Raw genomic sequence first — 17,285 nt, forward strand, 5'->3', positions numbered from 1 at the left:
CTAAAATAATAGATGAAAATGTAAAGTTAGGGGATTCCACATGCATACAGGAGTTTTGATTAGTTATTTGTATACGTATTTTTTCACTATAATTTTTTGTATTTTGTTTCAAATTGGATTTTATTTTAAAGCGAAAAGAAACATATCTATTCGGCATTTTCTATGGGTATATATTTTTCTGTTCTATCTTTCGTTAGTGTATAAGGTGACGCAAATCGCGACTGTATGGGATATAAGTAGATATGAAACGTGGATTCGTGTAAGTCAAATCAACTTGACTCTATTTGATACGGCAGGTAGTACGACGTATCTTTTAAATATTGTACTGTTTATGCCGTTCGGCTTTTTATTACCGACTATTTGGCCGCAGTTTAGAAAAATGAAAAACACCGTATGCGCGGGATTCCTTTTTTCATTGGCAATTGAGTTAAATCAATTATTAAATAATAGAATTACGGATATTGATGATTTATTTACGAATACCCTCGGAGCGATTGTTGGGTATGTATTATATAGAGCTTTATTTAAAATGATATTGAAAAGAGAGGGAAAAAAGCTTGATACGAACACTTCTGTAGTCATAAAATACGAGGCTGTTTTTTGTCTAGTATGTTCATTTGTAGGGGCGATGTTAATTTATTATCCAGCTTTATTTGGAAGACCTGTCATCCTTCAGTGAGGTGATTACGAATTTCTTTTGAACGCTCGTGCGATATTTCAATTTGTAAAAAGCCTTTAACTTGTTATAGTTAAAGGCTTTTATCATCATAATTTTTACTTACCAATTACCCACTCTAACATCCACCTTCAACCACTTCACCCAATCCAAATCCTCTACCTTAAGCAAACTAAGCGAAACACCCTTCATATCTAAAGAAGTTAACAGCGTACCAACCTTTACGAATGTCACTTGTAAACCTTCAAGTTCACACAAACGGCGAATGTCGTTTGCGAAAATGTATTGTTCCATTAATGGAGTTGCGCCGAGTCCATTAATGAGGATAGCGAAGTTGTCTTCTTTTCTCCAGCGATAAATGCTTTTTAGTTTGTTCATTAGTTCGATCGCTAATATTTCAGAAGAGGATAGTGCTTCTTTACGGTAACCTTTTTCGCCATGGATGCCGACGCCATAAAACACTTCATCGTCATTTAATGTGAATGAAGCTTTTCCTTTTACTGGATCGTTGGCAGGGGAAAGGGCAACTCCTAATGTGTGTAAGTTTTCAGTGATAGAACGGCCAAGTGTTGTTAGTTCTTCTAGAGAATGGCCTTCAAGAGCGGCTGCACCAAGTATTTTTTGAACGAAAACAGTACCAGCGACGCCGCGTCTTCTTTTATTAAAAGAAGCATCATCTTCAATTGAAACGTCGTCATTTACGATGATGTGGTCAATTTTTCTTCCTTCTTCTTTAGCGATCTGCTCAGCCGCTAGAAAGTTCTCAACGTCATCTTTAAAGTTTTTAATGATAAATAAAATACTTTTATCTTTTGGCATGAGGCGAGTAGCCGCTACAATTTGTTCCACTGTAGGCGGAGTGAAAATGCTGCCGTTTACTGCCGCTGTAAGCATACCTATTCCTACATAGCCAATATCAGCGGGTTCATGTCCGCTACCACCGCCGCTTATAATCGCGACGTTTTGCTTTAGTTTTTCGATATCTTTTACATAAATGATGTTATTTGTTTCGTCGTAATTTACTTTGTCGTTATGTTCAAAATAAAAGCCATGCAGCATATCTTGAACGATATTTTGTACATCATTCATAATCTTTTTCATTGCTTTTGCCACCCTTTAATTACTTTGCTGATTGCTCAAGTAATAGTAGTAATTGATTGTTTATCATATTTTTTATGAGAGAAGACATAATGGAAGGATCTACTTCGCACTTGCTTTCAATCCAATCTTTTATTGTTCCAACGAAGCCGTGACTATAAAAGGAGGCGATCGTATTTTTTGTCTCATTAGAAAGGCTGAATCCACAGCTTACAGATAGTTCATCAATAATCTTCATATATAAGTTTTTCGTATGCTCAAATAAATAGTGATTAAACGAGTTTTGCTCAATGACTTTAAAAGCATTTCGGTAAAATTTTTGATTTTCATAAAAGTAATCAAATAATAAATCGAAAATGTTTTCCCATGTTTCATAATCGAGAAAGTCGATAATGTTTTCCTTCGTTTCTTCTCTATAAATCCAGCTTAATAGTTCAAATTTATCTTTAAAATGATAATAAAAAGTTTGCCTACGCATTTGACAGTGTAACATAATATCGCTCACTGATATTTTATGAAACGACTCTGTTTCCATTAAATATTTCAATGAGTTCGCGATTATTTTTTTAGAAATTATAGAAGAGGTCATCTGAATCATCCCTAGAATGTTAGTAATATAAAAATCCTATCCATAAATGAGAGCGGTGTCTTTAGACAGATTGTCCATTTTGTCCGTTTACTATAAAACGCTTTCATTTTAACATGGATAGTAAGAAGAAGATTTCAAATATATCACAATATATTAAAGGAATTGAGGGATAATCACAATGAAAAAGATTATAAACAAACCAGAAACATTAGTAATGGAAATGTGTAACGGAATGGTTATGGCTCACCCAGAGCTTGAACTTTTGAAAAAATATAAAGTTATTAAGAAGAAAGAAATGAACGAAAACAAAGTAACGTTAATTAGTGGCGGCGGTAGTGGCCATGAGCCGGCACATGCAGGATTAGTCGGAAAAGGAATGTTAGATGCGGCGGTGTGCGGAGATGTGTTTGCGTCACCTTCACAAATTCAGGTATATCAAGCAATTAAAGAAACAGCTAGTAAAAAAGGTACGTTATTAATTATTAAAAATTATAGCGGCGATATTATGAATTTCAAAAACGGTGCGCATTTAGCGACGGAAGATGGAATTGAAGTCGACTACGTAAAAGTGGACGATGATATTGCGGTAGAAGATAGTCTGTATACAGTAGGACGCCGCGGCGTTGCAGGAGTTATTTTAGTTCATAAAATTGCCGGCGCAGCAGCGGAAGCAGGTATGGATTTAGGAGCGGTAAAAGCTGTAGCGGAAAAAGCCGCTGCTAACGTGCGCACAATTGGTTTAGCGTTAACGTCTTGTACAGTTCCAGCGAGCGGATCACCTACTTTCACACTTGCGGAAGATGAAATGGAATACGGCGTAGGTATTCACGGCGAGCCAGGAATTAAACGTGAAAAAATGTTGTCAGCAGATGAACTAGCGAACCGTATGACAAATGATCTTGTAAAAGATTTAGGAGTAAAAGATGGCGAGGAAATCGCACTTCTAGTTAACGGTTTTGGCGGAACACCACTGCAAGAACTTTACTTATTTAACAACGCCGTTACGAGAGAACTAGCTGCAAGAAACATTAAAATTAATAGAGTATTCGTCGGTAACTATATGACAAGTATTGATATGGCTGGTATGTCTTTAACGGTAATGAAGTTAGATGAAGAGCTAAAAACATTACTATCAAAAGAATGTAATACACCAGCGTTTAAAGTAGATGGACCAGTTGAAAGTGTAGAGTATGTAAATGTACTGGAAGAGGCAGAAGAGAAGGAAGTTTCTTTTGAACTAGAAACGGCAGAAGAGCACGCTGTTATAAAAGATAATGTTATCACATTAAACAACATGGTGTATCTCGTTGATAAAATGAGCGACATTATTATTAAAAATGAAGTACCGTTCTGTGAGCTAGATACGCATGCTGGCGACGGCGACTTCGGAATGAGTGTAGCAAAAGGATTTAAGCAATTAAAACGTGAGTGGCATTCTATTGTAGATCAAGAAAACGTAACGATCGGATCATTCCTTGACGGTTGTTCGATGATTATTATGGAACATTGCGGCGGCGCATCAGGTCCAATTTGGGGCGGAGCATTCCGCGCAGCTAGTAAAGCAGCAGGCGAGAAGCGCGAGTTAACAGTGAAAGAATTCGCTGAAATACTGCAAGCAGCACTGCAAGGCATCCAATCTATCGGTGAAAGATCATTCGGTAGAGGAGCAGTAGTTGGTGACAAAACACTTGTTGACGCACTTGCTCCATGTGTAGACTCTTGGTTAGCTAGCGCTTCAAACGAGGAAGACATGAAAACTGCCTTCGAAAAAGGAGCAGAAGCAGCGGTCAAAGGAGCAGAGTATACGAAAGAAATCGTAGCTCGCATGGGCCGCGCTGGTACAGTTGGTGAAAGAAGCTTAGGATATCCAGATGCAGGTGCACATGCACTTGGAGTTATCTTTACGGAGATTGCGGGTAGTTTGAAATAGTAATTGGAAAGTCCCTCTGCCTTAAGGTGGAGGGATTTTTCTGTAGTTTTCGAGAATAATAGTATGTGTCTTTTTGTATCACCAAAAACGACCGATTTTGGTGATACAGAAGGACATAAATCTCGTTTTTTGTTATGTCTTCATTTACAACGGTTTTCAAAGGAGATATTCTTAGTAAGAAATTATATTGAAAAGAGGTTTTGATTGTATATGATGAAGCTTATTAATCGCTAATTAAAATTCAAACGAATTTTATACTGTAAAAGGTCAAATTAAGGATAATTCCTTGATTTTATTTGTTATACCCTTTTACTAGTAGCGGTTAGAAGACATTATATCTTATCAAAAAATTTCATGTTATTTCACGATATTTATTCTTTCGAGATAGGTGTATTTATAATAGACAGAAATTTGACCATGAGAAGATGTTTCTTCTTGTGGTCTTTTTTTGTCGTTTTTTGATTCCGGAAGCATGTTTCTATGCCGTTACACCTATTATAAGGCGGTGATTAACGAAAACTTAGTAGTAGATTGTTGTAAGAAATATACACTCTTTTTAGGAAAATATAATAAAAAATGGAGGATTTATCATGAATGAATATCAATTAATTAGTGACTACAAGCAAAATGAAAAATATAAGGAAAGCTTTAATGACCTTGCAAAACATGTATTTGAATTGGATTTTAAAGGATGGTATGACAGGGGTTGTTGGAATGATAACTATATTTGCTATTCTTATGTGGATGGAGATAAAGTCATCGCAAATACATCTATTAATAAAATGAATGTAATCTCTAACGGTAAGGAATATAAAGTAATTCAATTGGGTACAGTGATGACACATCCGGATTATAGACATCAAGGTTTAGCGACTAAATTAATGAATCATATCATTAAAAAATACGAGAAGGATTATGATTTTATATACTTATTCGCGAATGATACGGTGTTAGAATTTTATCCTAAATTTGGTTTTGGAAAGGTGCAAGAAAGTAGCTTCAGCCTGAAGGTTTCAAATATGATACGTCAAATAGACAAAAAGTACGATTTACGAAAGTTAGATGTTAATAATCAGGCTGATTTTGAGCTGATGAAGGAATATGAAGCCGAAAGAATTCCGGTGTCTTCTAAATTAGGTTTGAAAAATAGTAACATTATTCACTTTAATATGTTAATTATTTTTTGTTGTCTTGTTAGTTAAAGGGGTACTTAGTACAAAAAATAACCGTAGATAGTAGCACGAACACTGTTCTTGTTATAATTAATTTTTTTCAGAACGTCTATAATCCTCTTTTAAAAAATATATGTAAATATAATAAAAAACGAATGATTAATAGAAATATTCTACACCACTCGTTTTTTATCGGACTTCTTTTTATTGTACTTTTATTTTCTTTATGAGTTATTGGAAAAATAATTATCTATATAAGTCTTTATTTTTTCAAAATTCTTTTCCATAAATAAGATTGCTGGTACTTCAATTATTGGAAGATTATTTTCATTATCAAAAGCTGGACACGGTTTGGGAACTACCAAATAGTCAACTGAGTTTTTATCCCTAATATAATTAATTGAAACATCATAATACTTAGAGAAATATTCCTTCAAATCATCCTGATTCCTTAAAAATGGTAGAGAAAATATTGAACCATAATTTATACCAGCGTCGACAATTAATACAAAGCATATTTTTTTCATGATACACCCTCCTCGTATAATAAGTTTTAAGTTAATAACTGTTCCTTGAAAATTAAATAGTTTTTATCTTCAAGAGCTACATCAAAAAATGATGTATGGGTAAAATTTAGTCTTGGATACTGGGGGATTTCCCTAGATAATGGAAGTATAGAAATGGATCCATCGGGAATATGCTTACTCCCCCTGTAGTTCGACCACGTTAAAAGACTGTGACCCAGGCCAAAATGCACTGCATACGCACAAGCTGTATCGGTTTCCTTCACTTACCTCTCATAGTGGTGGGAGGGCAGCTAAAAAGAAGTCCTGGTGGAAGTTTTGGAAATTAGTACCATTTTTTTAATTAATACAAGTAAAAGAGACCTTATAGGGTATTTTACTGTTTTCGCTCACATGGATTGTCTTATACATCTAAGTTGTTTCTACATAAATATCTGTAATCTCACCTATTACTATATCTTTAAAAAATTTCCAACAGAACCAATAAACCGTTATAAAAAGTATTTAAAATAATAACAAATAGGTATAATAATTCCCACTATAGAAAATACAATACTTCCTAAATTAAATGCAGAAAGTTTCGCACGATGAACTTGAATTTCACCTAAATCTACCCCTCCACTAAAATGCTTATCCATAACTTTAGCGACGTTTTGTTGTTGATTAACAAAATAAGGTATTAGCCATATACAGCAGAACAAAATAATACTACCAAAAAAGAGTGTGTCAATAATTGAAGCTCTCCAATTTAATGAAGTAATGACTATGAGAACAAATTCTCCCACCATAACAATTACCATAGTTACTACATATCTGGATTTTTCAGAAACGTTTTTAAATACAGTCTCGTCCAGAATTTTTTCTATTTTAGTCCATATTACACTGATTAACACGATTAGGCTAATTAAGAAAATAGTAAATAAAGCTTTAACTAAAAGATACTCAAACACTACTGACACCACCTAATAATTTCTAAATTAGAATGTAAAGTTGATTTTTTTAACTCTATTAAAAGATTAAATTCAATAATCTATTAACTAGCTTATCGAAAAATTTATTGATTTAAAGATACAACGCTATATGTATTAGTTATATAGGATAAGATTTCCCAAAATTCCTTTTCTAATATATATATCTTCTAATCGTTGTTGGACTTCAATTGTCTAAATATTTTATTTAGCACTTTATATTGCTTAATGGTTTGAATTTTCTGAATTAAAATTCCGTGATATTGTTAAGAAAATAATTATTATTATGATATCTCGATGTAATTGCTGCTAATGCTTTATCTTCAAGGGGAAATATCAGGTTTTCGTTACCGTAATACTAATAACAACCTAACAAATTGAATAGTTACCAGAAAATACTAAAATATGTCCCTCAGCAATTTACAGTATAATACACTTTTAGAAAAAATGGAATATTTAAGTATTTCTTTATTAATAATATGAATTAATAGAATGTTTATATTATTATACGGATTAAAGATAGCTCAGCTGTGGTGATCTTTATTCATTTTTTCTAGAGTTTATATTAACTTAGCAAACTTTGTAACAGAACCATATATAAGATCAAATATGATAAAAGCAATATCACAAGTTTTTTATTTTTTGTACAGTAACCATTTGTTAGCCAATCCCTTCTCTTTATTCGGAATATTCCGTTGTTTTTTATCGATTTACAATTGCAGGTTGAACTATTATATAATATGCAGAATAATGGTAATATTTAGAAAAAAAGAAGTAGTTGAGGAGGACGTAGTGATATGAGCATAAATATATTAATGCATGAAGCAGTTATGCAACAACTTAATGATTTTTATCAAATGATGTTGTCGCAACAAATTATAAAAGCAACGGAATTAAAGAAAGAAATAGATGAAAAAATTGAACAGATTAAACATGCAGAAGAAAAAGAAAATCAAAATCAAAATTTATTATTATATTATTCTTTACTAGACCTAAAATATAGAATGCTAACTGATCGAGTGAGTATTCGAAAAGATAGTTTTGAAGCAATTGATACAATTGATGAATCGACAGATACACTCACAGCTTATTACTATCATTCTTTTAAAGCAGAACATGCTTTAATGTTTAGTAACTATAATGAAGCCAGAAGGCAATATGAAGAAGCTGAGAGTTTATTAGAACATATTTCTGACGAACTAGAGCATGCAGAGTTTTATCAAAAATATGCGGTGTTAAGTCATCATATGTCTAGTATGTTAATATCTATTGAATACGCAAATAAAGCGAAAGAAATCTTTGAAAGGCATGTTGGATATGAGGTGAAAGTTGCTTCTTGTGAAAACACACTAGGGACAGCTTGTATATTCTTAAAGCAATTTGAAAAAGCGGAAGAACATTTGAATCGTTCCATTGATCTTTTGCAAAAACATAATGTAGAAAAATTGATTTTAGTAGTAAGGCATAATTTAGGATTATTATATGCAACTCAAAACTTATCTATATTAGCGATTCGTCATTTATCAGAAGTGACAGAGAAGAATCCTGTCCATTTTAAAGCATTGTTCTTACAAGCACGTGAACACTACAAGCTAAGAGAAACAATTATTGCAAAAGAACTTATTGAAAAAGGATTAGCAATTTGTATAGAATTAGGAAATGAAGAGTATGTATATCATTTCAATATTTTACGTTCTCTTAATGAAGATGAAGCAATTGAACTCTTAGAAGAAGAAGTGAAAAAAGGTATTTCTTACTTCGAAAAGCAGGATTTATGGGGTTTCGTAGAAGAATATGCAGAAGTATTAGCAGTTCGCTTCCGCAAATTGAATAAGCATGAAAAAGTTAGTGATTATTTCGATGTATGTTACGAAGCGAAACAAAAACTACTAAGCAAAGGGGCGTTAAAATAATGAAGAAGCTTGTATTAGCGACGTTAGGATTAGTGATAGTATTATCATTTAGTAACAATACAGGTGATACACAACATGCTCTAAAAAAGGAAGAAATTATACAATATTCACATGCTGATCATTTTTAATATCTCATTAACAAAGGGACTCCAATTATGGAGTCCCTTTGTTAATGAGATATTGCTTTAGTTTATCTAATTGTAATAATGTTTGTAAAAAGTGTAGATATTTTCTAAATTTGCAGAGGTAATTATTTGTTAATCTTTTAAAACATTGGCTTAGTAATACCAAGGGTTATTATAAATATATTAATTACATAATTTGTCCATATCAAAATGAACGTTTTTTGCATTTAATATATTGTAAATATATTTTATTTTGGAAGGATCTGATTATATGGCTCATAAATCTACTGGAGTGTTTCGAGTTCCAGTTTCTGAAAATGGGATTATTCCAACTGCTCTCAACATTATGTTAAACAATGATTCACGCTGCCATACTAGTAATGTAACGGTAACTGTTAAGAGAAGTCGAAACACCTTTTTCCCAACTCAAAATGAATTAGTTGAAATCTCTCATACTTTTGTTTCTTTAGAACCAAACAGAACAACTAAGATTGTGTTGTTTACTCCAGAATTTCAAGTAGAAGATTTCCTTGATGTCATCATTAGTGGAAATAAAGAGGATGTTAAGGATGTTCTTGTATATTCTTTCTTAGCAGATTCAGTAGGTCACAATCTGCCATCTACTGTTTTCAGAAATGCAGAATACACTTTTGCTTGCTGACACTGTGATAATGTATTCTTTACTGTCGTATATCTAAATTGAAATGTTACAAGTAGCACTTCACGGCATACAATCTATCGGTGAAAGATCGTTCGGCAGAGGAGTGGTAGTTGGTGAAAGAAGTTTAGGATATCCAGATACACATGCGCTTAGGGTACCTTTACGGAAATTTTGGGTAGTTTGAAATAGAAATTAGAAGATCCCTTCTACCTTAAGGTGGAGGGGTTTTCTTAATATTATTTTTTGATATATATCGCTAAGTATGTTCCAATAATTCATTCTATTGTATTGAGAATAATGTCATCTACATCAAAAAAACGGCTTATAAAAGGAACTAGTATTTGAGGTGGGTTTATTAACGAATTTTATATATAGCATGAATGAAAATGAGATAAATAAAACAATATTCCCTATTATGTTTTTAAAAATTAATTGAGCAGGTCCTTGTAAAAATAAAGAAAAGACACCTAAAGGTGCCTTCCGCCGGCTTAAATTATTTTAATATTATCGATCTAAGTTTAAAAGCTATAAGGATTTTTTCTATAGGATTTGTAAGTAGTTTTTATGAAATTATGAGTGTTTTTTATTTTGTAATTCAATAAGTTCATCTGGTATCACTTTTGTATAATATTCTTTTTCTGTTAGTTCAAATATAAATAATGCTTTTTTCCAGTTATAAATAACATCTTCTACATTATGTTGTTTCATTTTTAATAAACACTGACCTTTTAAATAGAATAGTTCACCTAGTAGGTATAAAGTATGTAGATTAATTGCTAATTTGATACCCTTATCAATGTACTTTATTGCCTCTTCATATTGATATGTGAAGTCGAAACATTTTGCTAAATTTAACATGAGTTTTAATTTAATTTCTTTATCTCTAGGAAAATCTAACTTATTAAAATTAGTTAAACATCTTTTGAATATATTAATACTTTTTTCATATTCTTTATTTTCTGCATAAAATATAGCCATTGTTTGCATAATATCTATTTCTCTTTCTGATAAAAAATCAGAATTAGTTAAAGTCAGTTTTAATGCATTATTTAAAAAATCTAAAGCAGTTTTTATTGATTTATCCACCATAAATACAGCAATTGCTTCATGCCACATTAGAAATTGTTTCTCATCTTTTGTTTGAAAATTATTTAAGTTTTTCTCTTTTTTTACTATTTCATAAAGTTCTTTATATTGTTTTTGCTTTAAGCAATCTTTTATTACGTATTTTACATTTTCTACATATTTTAATCTTTTGTTTTGAGTTAGTGCAAATATGTTATTCGGATCAATACCAAGTCTTTCTGATAATTGATATAACAATATACTAGATGGATAAATCATACCTTTTTCAATCTTGCTAATTTGACTTTGTGAACATATTCCATGACATAATTCGGATTGTGATATATTTTTTTTGATTCTAAGTTCTTTAATGGTAATACCCAAATCGTTAAATTCCATTTTTCCACCTACTATTTAGCACTTTATTAAAATAAGAACATTCTCTAACCTTAATGTAATGTAAAATTAATATAGTTGCAATTATTGTTTTACAGGGCTTATCGTTTCTATAAGATGGTGAGATTTTTTATGTACAAAAAAGACACCAAAAGGTGTCTTTCGCCGACTTGAACCACGTTCATTTAATATAAACCTATCTGTATTTTCACATGCTTTTCTAATTCCTCTATTTTCCATTTGATAAAATATAATCCCAATATTACCAATAATTAAATAAATATTTCTACATATTCAAGATATTTACATAAATTACAAAAGTGATACATTTAAGTTGTAATCTATAAAAACTATTAAAGGGGGATTTATTATGTTCAAGAAATTAGTAGTAGGAGCGTTAGCAACAGGTATTGCATTAACAGGAGGAATTGGTGCAGCTTCAGCTGATACACAAAAAGCTGTGAGCTCTCCGAAGCAAGCAACATGCTCAATTCCTTATGAGTATTCTAATGGTAAATTCAAAAGAACTCTTTATTACTCAAATGGAGTATATGCTAATAGTTTTAATGAAAATGTTTGTGGCGGGACGATTACGTGGTATTTAAAACATGTTCAAAATGGAGTTGCTTTTTACGAAGGTAATTTAAAATAGTAGATTTTTTGAACCTCATTTATTGAGGTTCTTTTATTTTTAGTTTTTAAACTGATTCTCTATAAAAAAAGCACTCAAAGGTTCTTTCCTCCGATTGAAACCATTTAAACTCTAATAATATGTATTGGGCATCCGTCTGAATATTATTTTATTATGTTAAACAATATGGATCGTTGAGCAATATGATTCAACCCTATTATTAATCAACTTTATAGAAAGGTATGCTCAAGCGCTGTCATAAAGGTTGGGGGATTTATTAAATAGAAATAATTAGTTGTAATATAAAGTGTTTTTTGCCTAATAAACCTTTTGAACTCTAAATATTAACTCTAAAGTAATTCATTTCATAAATTTTATTTTTTTTGTTAACGCTGTTATTATTTTATATATTATTATTCCAATAAGCGTTGTGTTAATTAGTTATTTTCTGATAATATCTCTGTGTGTTCTACTCTAATAATTATAAAAAGGTGGTGTTTTCTTTATGTCAAACATGTTTCATCAAATTGGTGATGCGATTGAAAGGCGTATGTATTTTAAATCTTGTTTTTATATCTTAACAGGAGCTCTGCTTATTTATATTGGTTACATTGTAGGGAATTGGGTGGGTTCTGCTGTATTTTAAAGTAAAAAATGGAATTTAATCAAGAAAAGAGAATTTTTTCAAAAGGTGTAGTAATATAAAGTAAATATTAATTAAACGTAATATTATCAACTTAAGAATAATGGGTATTATTAAGAATTCAGTATTAAAAAAAAGCGCTGCCTAATTTAGCTGTATTAAGTAATGAGGAATTAAAAATAATAATGTTCATGGTGTCTACAGCAGTTTTTTTACTGCTGTGTATTACGTTATATTTTAAAACACACGATAAACGTTTTATGTATCTTAGATATGTATCATTATTTTTAACTTTTTTTGTTATTGGTACTTTTTCATAATTAAATGTCCAATGGTTTATCACAAACTAAATTAAGAAGAGCATATATAAGAGAGAAAAGGCATTCATAAGAATGCCTTTTCTTTATCAATAGCCCGAGGAGGAGGAGAGAATATACAGATTTCGATGTGCTACTTCTTGAGCAAATAGTTGTAATTCATCAGGTACAGAAATAGACATACAAAAATGTCATCTTTTCCTATGATTCTACAGAAAAAATAGCGTATTTTTCATTTTAGGGGGCATTTCTTTTTATTAGCTTGATAGCGATGTGACAGTACCCCATGCCCGTCAAGCTAAGATTTTAAGATACCCCTAAACGAAAATTAAATATTACTTGTTTCTATCATTGCTAGTATTTGTTGTGGGAGCAATTAGCTCAACAACATGGGCATGTATAGTGACCTCTAATAAGGTATTTTATTTAAAAACGCAGTCTATTTTTTCTCTATCATAATCTAGAATCCAATTATTATATTTTTCATAAATACCTTGGATAGAATCAATTGAAGCGGCTATCAAATCCGCGCCTCTATCATCGTAAATATGAAAAATAGTACCTTTTTTGATATTTATAAAAAAGACATCGTGAAGAATCTTCGGTTTTATTCCCATATCTTGATTACAAATTGCTTTTATCATTGTTGCATATTTAATATCAGATACTTTACATGTAAGAACAAACCTATGTGTTTTATATTTACCTTCTTCATCATCTTCCGGAAAAAGATAAGGGACTGTTATCTCATTTAATTTATACAAAACTTTTTTAGTTTTAATATAAGGAGAAAATACTTTTAGTTTATGTTTGAAAACTGATTTATTTCCAAAATCATCTATATTAGATACAATAATAATGTCATCTTCAGGAGCATGCAAGGTATTAAATAAACTAACTGCTCTTTCGTATACCTTTAGTAAATATGGACTTTTTGCATAGGCATGTTTTACTTCATAATTTACACCTAACTCGAATCTAATTCCAATTTCCCAAGTATAAAACAACGACGGTTTTAACTCCAATTTAGGGAAATGTTCATCCATATAATCTTTTAGTAGCATATTTGCACCTCGTTTCATTTTATATTTCTATAATATAACATGGTAATAGAGAGAAAGCAGATAACCTCCAGATTACCTGCTTTTTCTAAAATAATTAATCTCTGATAATTTTTCCATTTTTATCTAAAGTTTCTATTCTTTTCCCTGCTTTATTTAATAATTTGTAAAAGCTTCCACCGTGAGGATTATTACCTCGGTCTCTAACAATCATCCAACCTGATTTAGGGTCTTTTAATCTTCCAGCAGTTTTAATTGTAAATTTCGATAGATTTACAGATTGTTGGCCTAATCTTATAGCAGCAGGTACTATTCGTAATATTGCCAAAACAATCGCTGGAATTACCGGTGCTAGGTACATTACATGATCTTGAACAACTTCAACTTCATTTGGATCAATATTTGCCATAACTTCTTCATAAGTTAATTCTACTTCATTAGTGTAATTATATTCATCAGCATATCCTTTCGTAGGGGCTAATGACGTAATACCTAATGATAAAACTGAAGCCATAAGTATAGATTTGATAAATTTTTTCATTGTATTCCCTCCAATTACTTTTTTTTACTATATATCCAAATATTAATTTTAATAGAACTTAATTTCAAGTCTGGTTATCTATGTACTTTTTGTTATAATTTACATGTAAGGAAATGTAAATTTAACTAGGTTTATGATTGTGAATTTTCAGAAAACAAGAAGTTTTAAACCTGAATTTAGGGGGAATTATCTTTTTCTTATACTTGGCTTCACCATACATGCCAACCAACCTAAGGTTTTGTATTACTCCAAAAATGAAATTACCGTTGCGGGTATTGAATGTATTCGCAGTTCGGATGGAACAATTTATACGTATGATATTAATACAAACACTAATTATAATTCTGATGCAGAGTCTATAGCGAATCAATTCGGTATGCTTGAGCTTGCTACATTCCTCGGAAGAGAATTAGAGAAACAAGTAGAGTCAGTTAAATAATAGATAAGATTCTAGTGAAAACCTTTGTTAAAGTAATAGTGGGAGTATGGATAAGTTTAACAGTACTACTTACATGCTCTTATGGTGTTTGCGCTAGAACGAAAAACAGCCCAAGTTTCAATGAGGAACTTGGGCTGTTTGTGTGTTGTATTTCTTTTCTATTTATATATTCACAAGCAAAAACATAATATTAATACGGAAAAATATATTAATATGAATTTTTGCATATTTTAAAATTTAATATATCCCTTAAAAACTTTTAATTGTATAATATATTTTGTCATATTTTTAGATTTTTCGACATAAACCAACAAAAATAGAGAGCTTATTGGGAGAAGACATTATGTATACAAAACTATTAAAATCAATTACATCATTATCACTTATTGGTGGTGCGTTGTTATATACAAATGGCAGCGATGTAAAAGCTGCTGAAGTGGGTGTTTTTTCTGATGTGCCGACATCACATTGGTCATATCCTGCGATTAAAGATTTAGCGAGTAAAAATATTATTTCCGGTTATGGAAATGGGATATTTGGTTTTGGAGATGTTGCGACAAGGGAGCAAGTTGCAGCTTTAATTTATCGAGTGTTAGTACCGAATAAACAAGGCGGTTCGTTTAGTAATGATGGAACTCGTTACGTATTAAAGGATGGATCTACGTTTAAAAATCCTTACGGTGATATTAATCAAAGTTCTACAATGTTCCCAGAAGAGGTATTAACTTTAACGAATTTAGGAGTTTTTAAAGGTGATGAAAATGGCCAATTTAGACCGAAAGCTTCTGTGAATCGTGCGGAAATGGCACAAATTCTTACGAATGCTTTCCATCTTGCGGCAAAACAAAAACATACCTTTAAGGATGTTCCAAATCCATTTTGGGCAGAAAATGCAATTAGTGCGGTGCAGTCAAATGGAATCGCAGATGGCACAGGGAACGGGAATTTTGAACCGTATGGCACAGTAACACGTGAACAGTATGCGCAGTTTTTATATAAAACTTTGAAGTATAAAAATGCTGATGTGAAAGATACAGGGGATGCGGCATTATTAAAAGCGTTTAAAGAGGAAGTACAAAAGCGTATTAATACATACGAGACAAATATTACACTGCCATATAAAACGAAAAATAATAATACAAACGAAGTGATGAATACACTTTTTAACGCATATAAAGAAGTGGCAAGTAAAAATGAGTATACAAATAATAATAGATCGAATGTTTCATATGGGCTTTCTGGATCACCTGGAAATTATACGTTTACGCTTAAGATTACATATCGTGAAACGAAAGAACAGACGGAATATGTCATGAAACAAGCGAAAGCAATCGTTTCTTCTATCACTCAAGTTGGAATGGATGATCACGAAAAAGTGAAGGCGATTCATGATTACGTAGTAAAGCATGTTTCTTATGATACGTCTTATAAAGCTTATACAGCATATGAAGCACTTGCAAATCGTTCTGCGGTTTGTCAAGGTTACGCACTATTAACTTATCAATTATTAAAAGAAGCAGGAATTGAAAATCATTTCGTGACAGGAACTGGGGACGGACAACCTCATGCTTGGAATTTAGTGAAAATCGAAAACAATTGGTATCACCTTGATACAACATTCGATGATCCGGTGCCAGATGAGCAGGGCCGCGTAACGTATTCGTATTTCAATTTATCAGATGAACAAATCGCAAGAAATCATGAGTGGAACCGCGGAGACTATCCGCAAGCGACAACAAACTATTATAGTACACTGACAAATAAAATTGCGGCAGGTAGTAAGAAAACGCCTGCATATCAGCAAATATTAAAAGATACAAAGTTAAACTATCTAGGAAATGAATATATTGCAAATAACTATACTGAATTAAAAAATAAAATGCAGCAACGCTATAGTGCAAAACCAGAGAAAATTGAAGTGTTATACAAGCAATCAATGAATGGTGCACTACAAGATGTGAAAAAGGTAATTGGCGAAATTGATTATCCGCAAGGGGCAAACCGAGTTTCTTATAAAGCAGAGCCGTACAATGCGAAAGAAGGGTATTCTTTAGTGACGATTACGTTTACGTATTAAGAATGAGAAAAAGCATCTGTTTTAGATGCTTTTTTTATTGTATTAATTCGACAAAATATGACAGGTAAAAGGGAATTGGTCTGTTATGATAATTTTTGAAATTTTACATTTTGGAGGATTAATCATGAATAAAAAGAAGATTTTCGCTGCGTTAATAGGAATTATAGCTTTATTTGTAATTATTAATGTAGTTGTTACGAAAGAGAAAACGACATCAACCAGTGAAAAAATGTACTCTGAGAAAGAATATAATAAATTAGTAGATGAACATTTTGCAAAAACGCAAAAGTTGAAAAGTGATATGAGTGTGTTAGAAACTGAAAAAAACTCTCTTGATGAGCAAATGAAGGCGAAGAATAAGCAAGGGTAAAACAAAAACGCTATCTTTTAAAAAGGTAGCGTTTTTGTTTTGGGTTATAAAGTTATTCCTACATTTGACATATACAGTCTAACTGTATA

Annotated in this window: 16 protein-coding genes and 4 pseudogenes; 12 read left to right on the forward strand and 8 right to left on the reverse strand. The window is 31.6% G+C overall.

Annotated features, from left to right (window positions below; genetic code table 11):
- The first annotated feature begins 40 nt into the window (after positions 1–40).
- On the forward strand, positions 41–679 hold the full coding sequence (locus MKY21_RS05100; RefSeq protein WP_341075639.1) for a VanZ family protein: 639 nt from the start codon (positions 41–43) through the stop codon (positions 677–679).
- 99 nt (positions 680–778) lie between these two features.
- On the opposite strand, the gene dhaQ is transcribed toward MKY21_RS05100, so the two are convergent.
- Both dhaQ and dhaS read right to left on the reverse strand, forming a co-directional pair.
- On the reverse strand, positions 779–1,777 hold the full coding sequence (gene dhaQ / locus MKY21_RS05105; protein ID WP_061664678.1) for a DhaKLM operon coactivator DhaQ: 999 nt from the start codon (positions 1,775–1,777) through the stop codon (positions 779–781).
- 19 nt (positions 1,778–1,796) lie between these two features.
- Positions 1,797–2,363: a dihydroxyacetone kinase transcriptional activator DhaS gene (gene dhaS / locus MKY21_RS05110; protein ID WP_000204225.1), complete on the reverse strand. Its 567-nt coding sequence runs from the start codon at positions 2,361–2,363 to the stop codon at positions 1,797–1,799.
- A 178-nt stretch (positions 2,364–2,541) separates the two neighbouring features.
- Between dhaS and dhaK the strand changes: the two genes are divergently transcribed.
- Both dhaK and MKY21_RS05120 read left to right on the forward strand, forming a co-directional pair.
- Positions 2,542–4,293: a dihydroxyacetone kinase subunit DhaK gene (dhaK, locus tag MKY21_RS05115; protein ID WP_341075642.1), complete on the forward strand. Its 1,752-nt coding sequence runs from the start codon at positions 2,542–2,544 to the stop codon at positions 4,291–4,293.
- A gap of 590 nt (positions 4,294–4,883) precedes the next feature.
- Entirely contained in the window at positions 4,884–5,495 is a 612-nt protein-coding gene (locus MKY21_RS05120; protein ID WP_016117343.1) for a GNAT family N-acetyltransferase, read from the forward strand.
- Positions 5,496–5,689: 194 nt separating this feature from the next.
- On the opposite strand, the gene MKY21_RS05125 is transcribed toward MKY21_RS05120, so the two are convergent.
- The 3 genes and pseudogenes from MKY21_RS05125 to MKY21_RS31135 form a co-directional block, all read right to left on the reverse strand.
- Positions 5,690–5,992, reverse strand: a complete 303-nt coding sequence (locus MKY21_RS05125) for a hypothetical protein (protein WP_000717611.1) — start codon at positions 5,990–5,992, stop codon at positions 5,690–5,692.
- Between the two features lie 488 nt (positions 5,993–6,480).
- Positions 6,481–6,939, reverse strand: coding sequence for a hypothetical protein (locus MKY21_RS05130; protein WP_000464473.1), 459 nt, complete (start codon positions 6,937–6,939; stop codon positions 6,481–6,483).
- 104 nt (positions 6,940–7,043) lie between these two features.
- A pseudogene (locus MKY21_RS31135) lies at positions 7,044–7,149 on the reverse strand (BtrH N-terminal domain-containing protein); the annotation flags it as partial.
- A 605-nt stretch (positions 7,150–7,754) separates the two neighbouring features.
- Here MKY21_RS31135 and MKY21_RS05135 point away from each other — a divergent pair.
- From MKY21_RS05135 to MKY21_RS31140, 4 genes and pseudogenes are all read left to right on the forward strand, one after another.
- A complete protein-coding gene (locus MKY21_RS05135) occupies positions 7,755–8,870 on the forward strand; it encodes a response regulator aspartate phosphatase (protein ID WP_341075645.1) in 1,116 nt (371 codons plus the stop codon).
- Entirely contained in the window at positions 8,870–8,998 is a 129-nt protein-coding gene (locus MKY21_RS05140; protein WP_000737558.1) for a hypothetical protein, read from the forward strand. The genes MKY21_RS05135 and MKY21_RS05140 overlap by 1 nt, the downstream gene beginning before the upstream one ends.
- A gap of 268 nt (positions 8,999–9,266) precedes the next feature.
- Positions 9,267–9,656 (forward strand): hypothetical protein, encoded by a 390-nt coding sequence (locus tag MKY21_RS05145; protein ID WP_341075647.1) that lies wholly within the window; start codon positions 9,267–9,269, stop codon positions 9,654–9,656.
- Positions 9,657–9,696: 40 nt separating this feature from the next.
- Positions 9,697–9,783: pseudogene (locus MKY21_RS31140) on the forward strand (dihydroxyacetone kinase, ATP-dependent); the annotation flags it as partial.
- Between the two features lie 443 nt (positions 9,784–10,226).
- On the opposite strand, the gene MKY21_RS05150 reads toward MKY21_RS31140, so the two are convergent.
- On the reverse strand, positions 10,227–11,120 hold the full coding sequence (locus MKY21_RS05150; protein WP_000395470.1) for a helix-turn-helix domain-containing protein: 894 nt from the start codon (positions 11,118–11,120) through the stop codon (positions 10,227–10,229).
- Positions 11,121–11,487: 367 nt separating this feature from the next.
- On the opposite strand from MKY21_RS05150, the gene MKY21_RS05155 reads away from it, so the two are divergent.
- Together MKY21_RS05155 and MKY21_RS05160 are read left to right on the forward strand one after the other, a co-directional pair.
- On the forward strand, positions 11,488–11,769 hold the full coding sequence (locus MKY21_RS05155) for an LCI fold-containing protein (RefSeq protein ID WP_000473814.1): 282 nt from the start codon (positions 11,488–11,490) through the stop codon (positions 11,767–11,769).
- Positions 11,770–12,253: 484 nt separating this feature from the next.
- Positions 12,254–12,394 (forward strand): hypothetical protein, encoded by a 141-nt coding sequence (locus MKY21_RS05160; protein WP_341075651.1) that lies wholly within the window; start codon positions 12,254–12,256, stop codon positions 12,392–12,394.
- A gap of 736 nt (positions 12,395–13,130) precedes the next feature.
- Here MKY21_RS05160 and MKY21_RS05165 read toward each other — a convergent pair.
- Positions 13,131–13,772 (reverse strand): DUF3885 domain-containing protein, encoded by a 642-nt coding sequence (locus MKY21_RS05165; protein WP_341075653.1) that lies wholly within the window; start codon positions 13,770–13,772, stop codon positions 13,131–13,133.
- Between the two features lie 94 nt (positions 13,773–13,866).
- Positions 13,867–14,310: a hypothetical protein gene (locus MKY21_RS05170; protein WP_341075655.1), complete on the reverse strand. Its 444-nt coding sequence runs from the start codon at positions 14,308–14,310 to the stop codon at positions 13,867–13,869.
- A 241-nt stretch (positions 14,311–14,551) separates the two neighbouring features.
- Between MKY21_RS05170 and MKY21_RS05175 the strand changes: the two are divergent.
- The 3 genes and pseudogenes from MKY21_RS05175 to MKY21_RS05185 form a co-directional block, all read left to right on the forward strand.
- Positions 14,552–14,749, forward strand: a pseudogene (locus tag MKY21_RS05175) (alpha-L-glutamate ligase); the annotation flags it as partial.
- A gap of 343 nt (positions 14,750–15,092) precedes the next feature.
- A complete protein-coding gene (locus tag MKY21_RS05180) occupies positions 15,093–16,826 on the forward strand; it encodes an S-layer homology domain-containing protein (RefSeq protein ID WP_044796026.1) in 1,734 nt (577 codons plus the stop codon).
- Positions 16,827–16,950: 124 nt separating this feature from the next.
- Positions 16,951–17,175, forward strand: a pseudogene (locus MKY21_RS05185) (hypothetical protein); the annotation flags it as partial.
- Between the last annotated feature and the right edge of the window lie 110 nt (positions 17,176–17,285).

It is taken from the genome of Bacillus sp. FSL R9-9497, assembly GCF_038005805.1.
Classification (GTDB): Bacteria; Bacillota; Bacilli; order Bacillales; family Bacillaceae_G; genus Bacillus_A; species Bacillus_A cereus.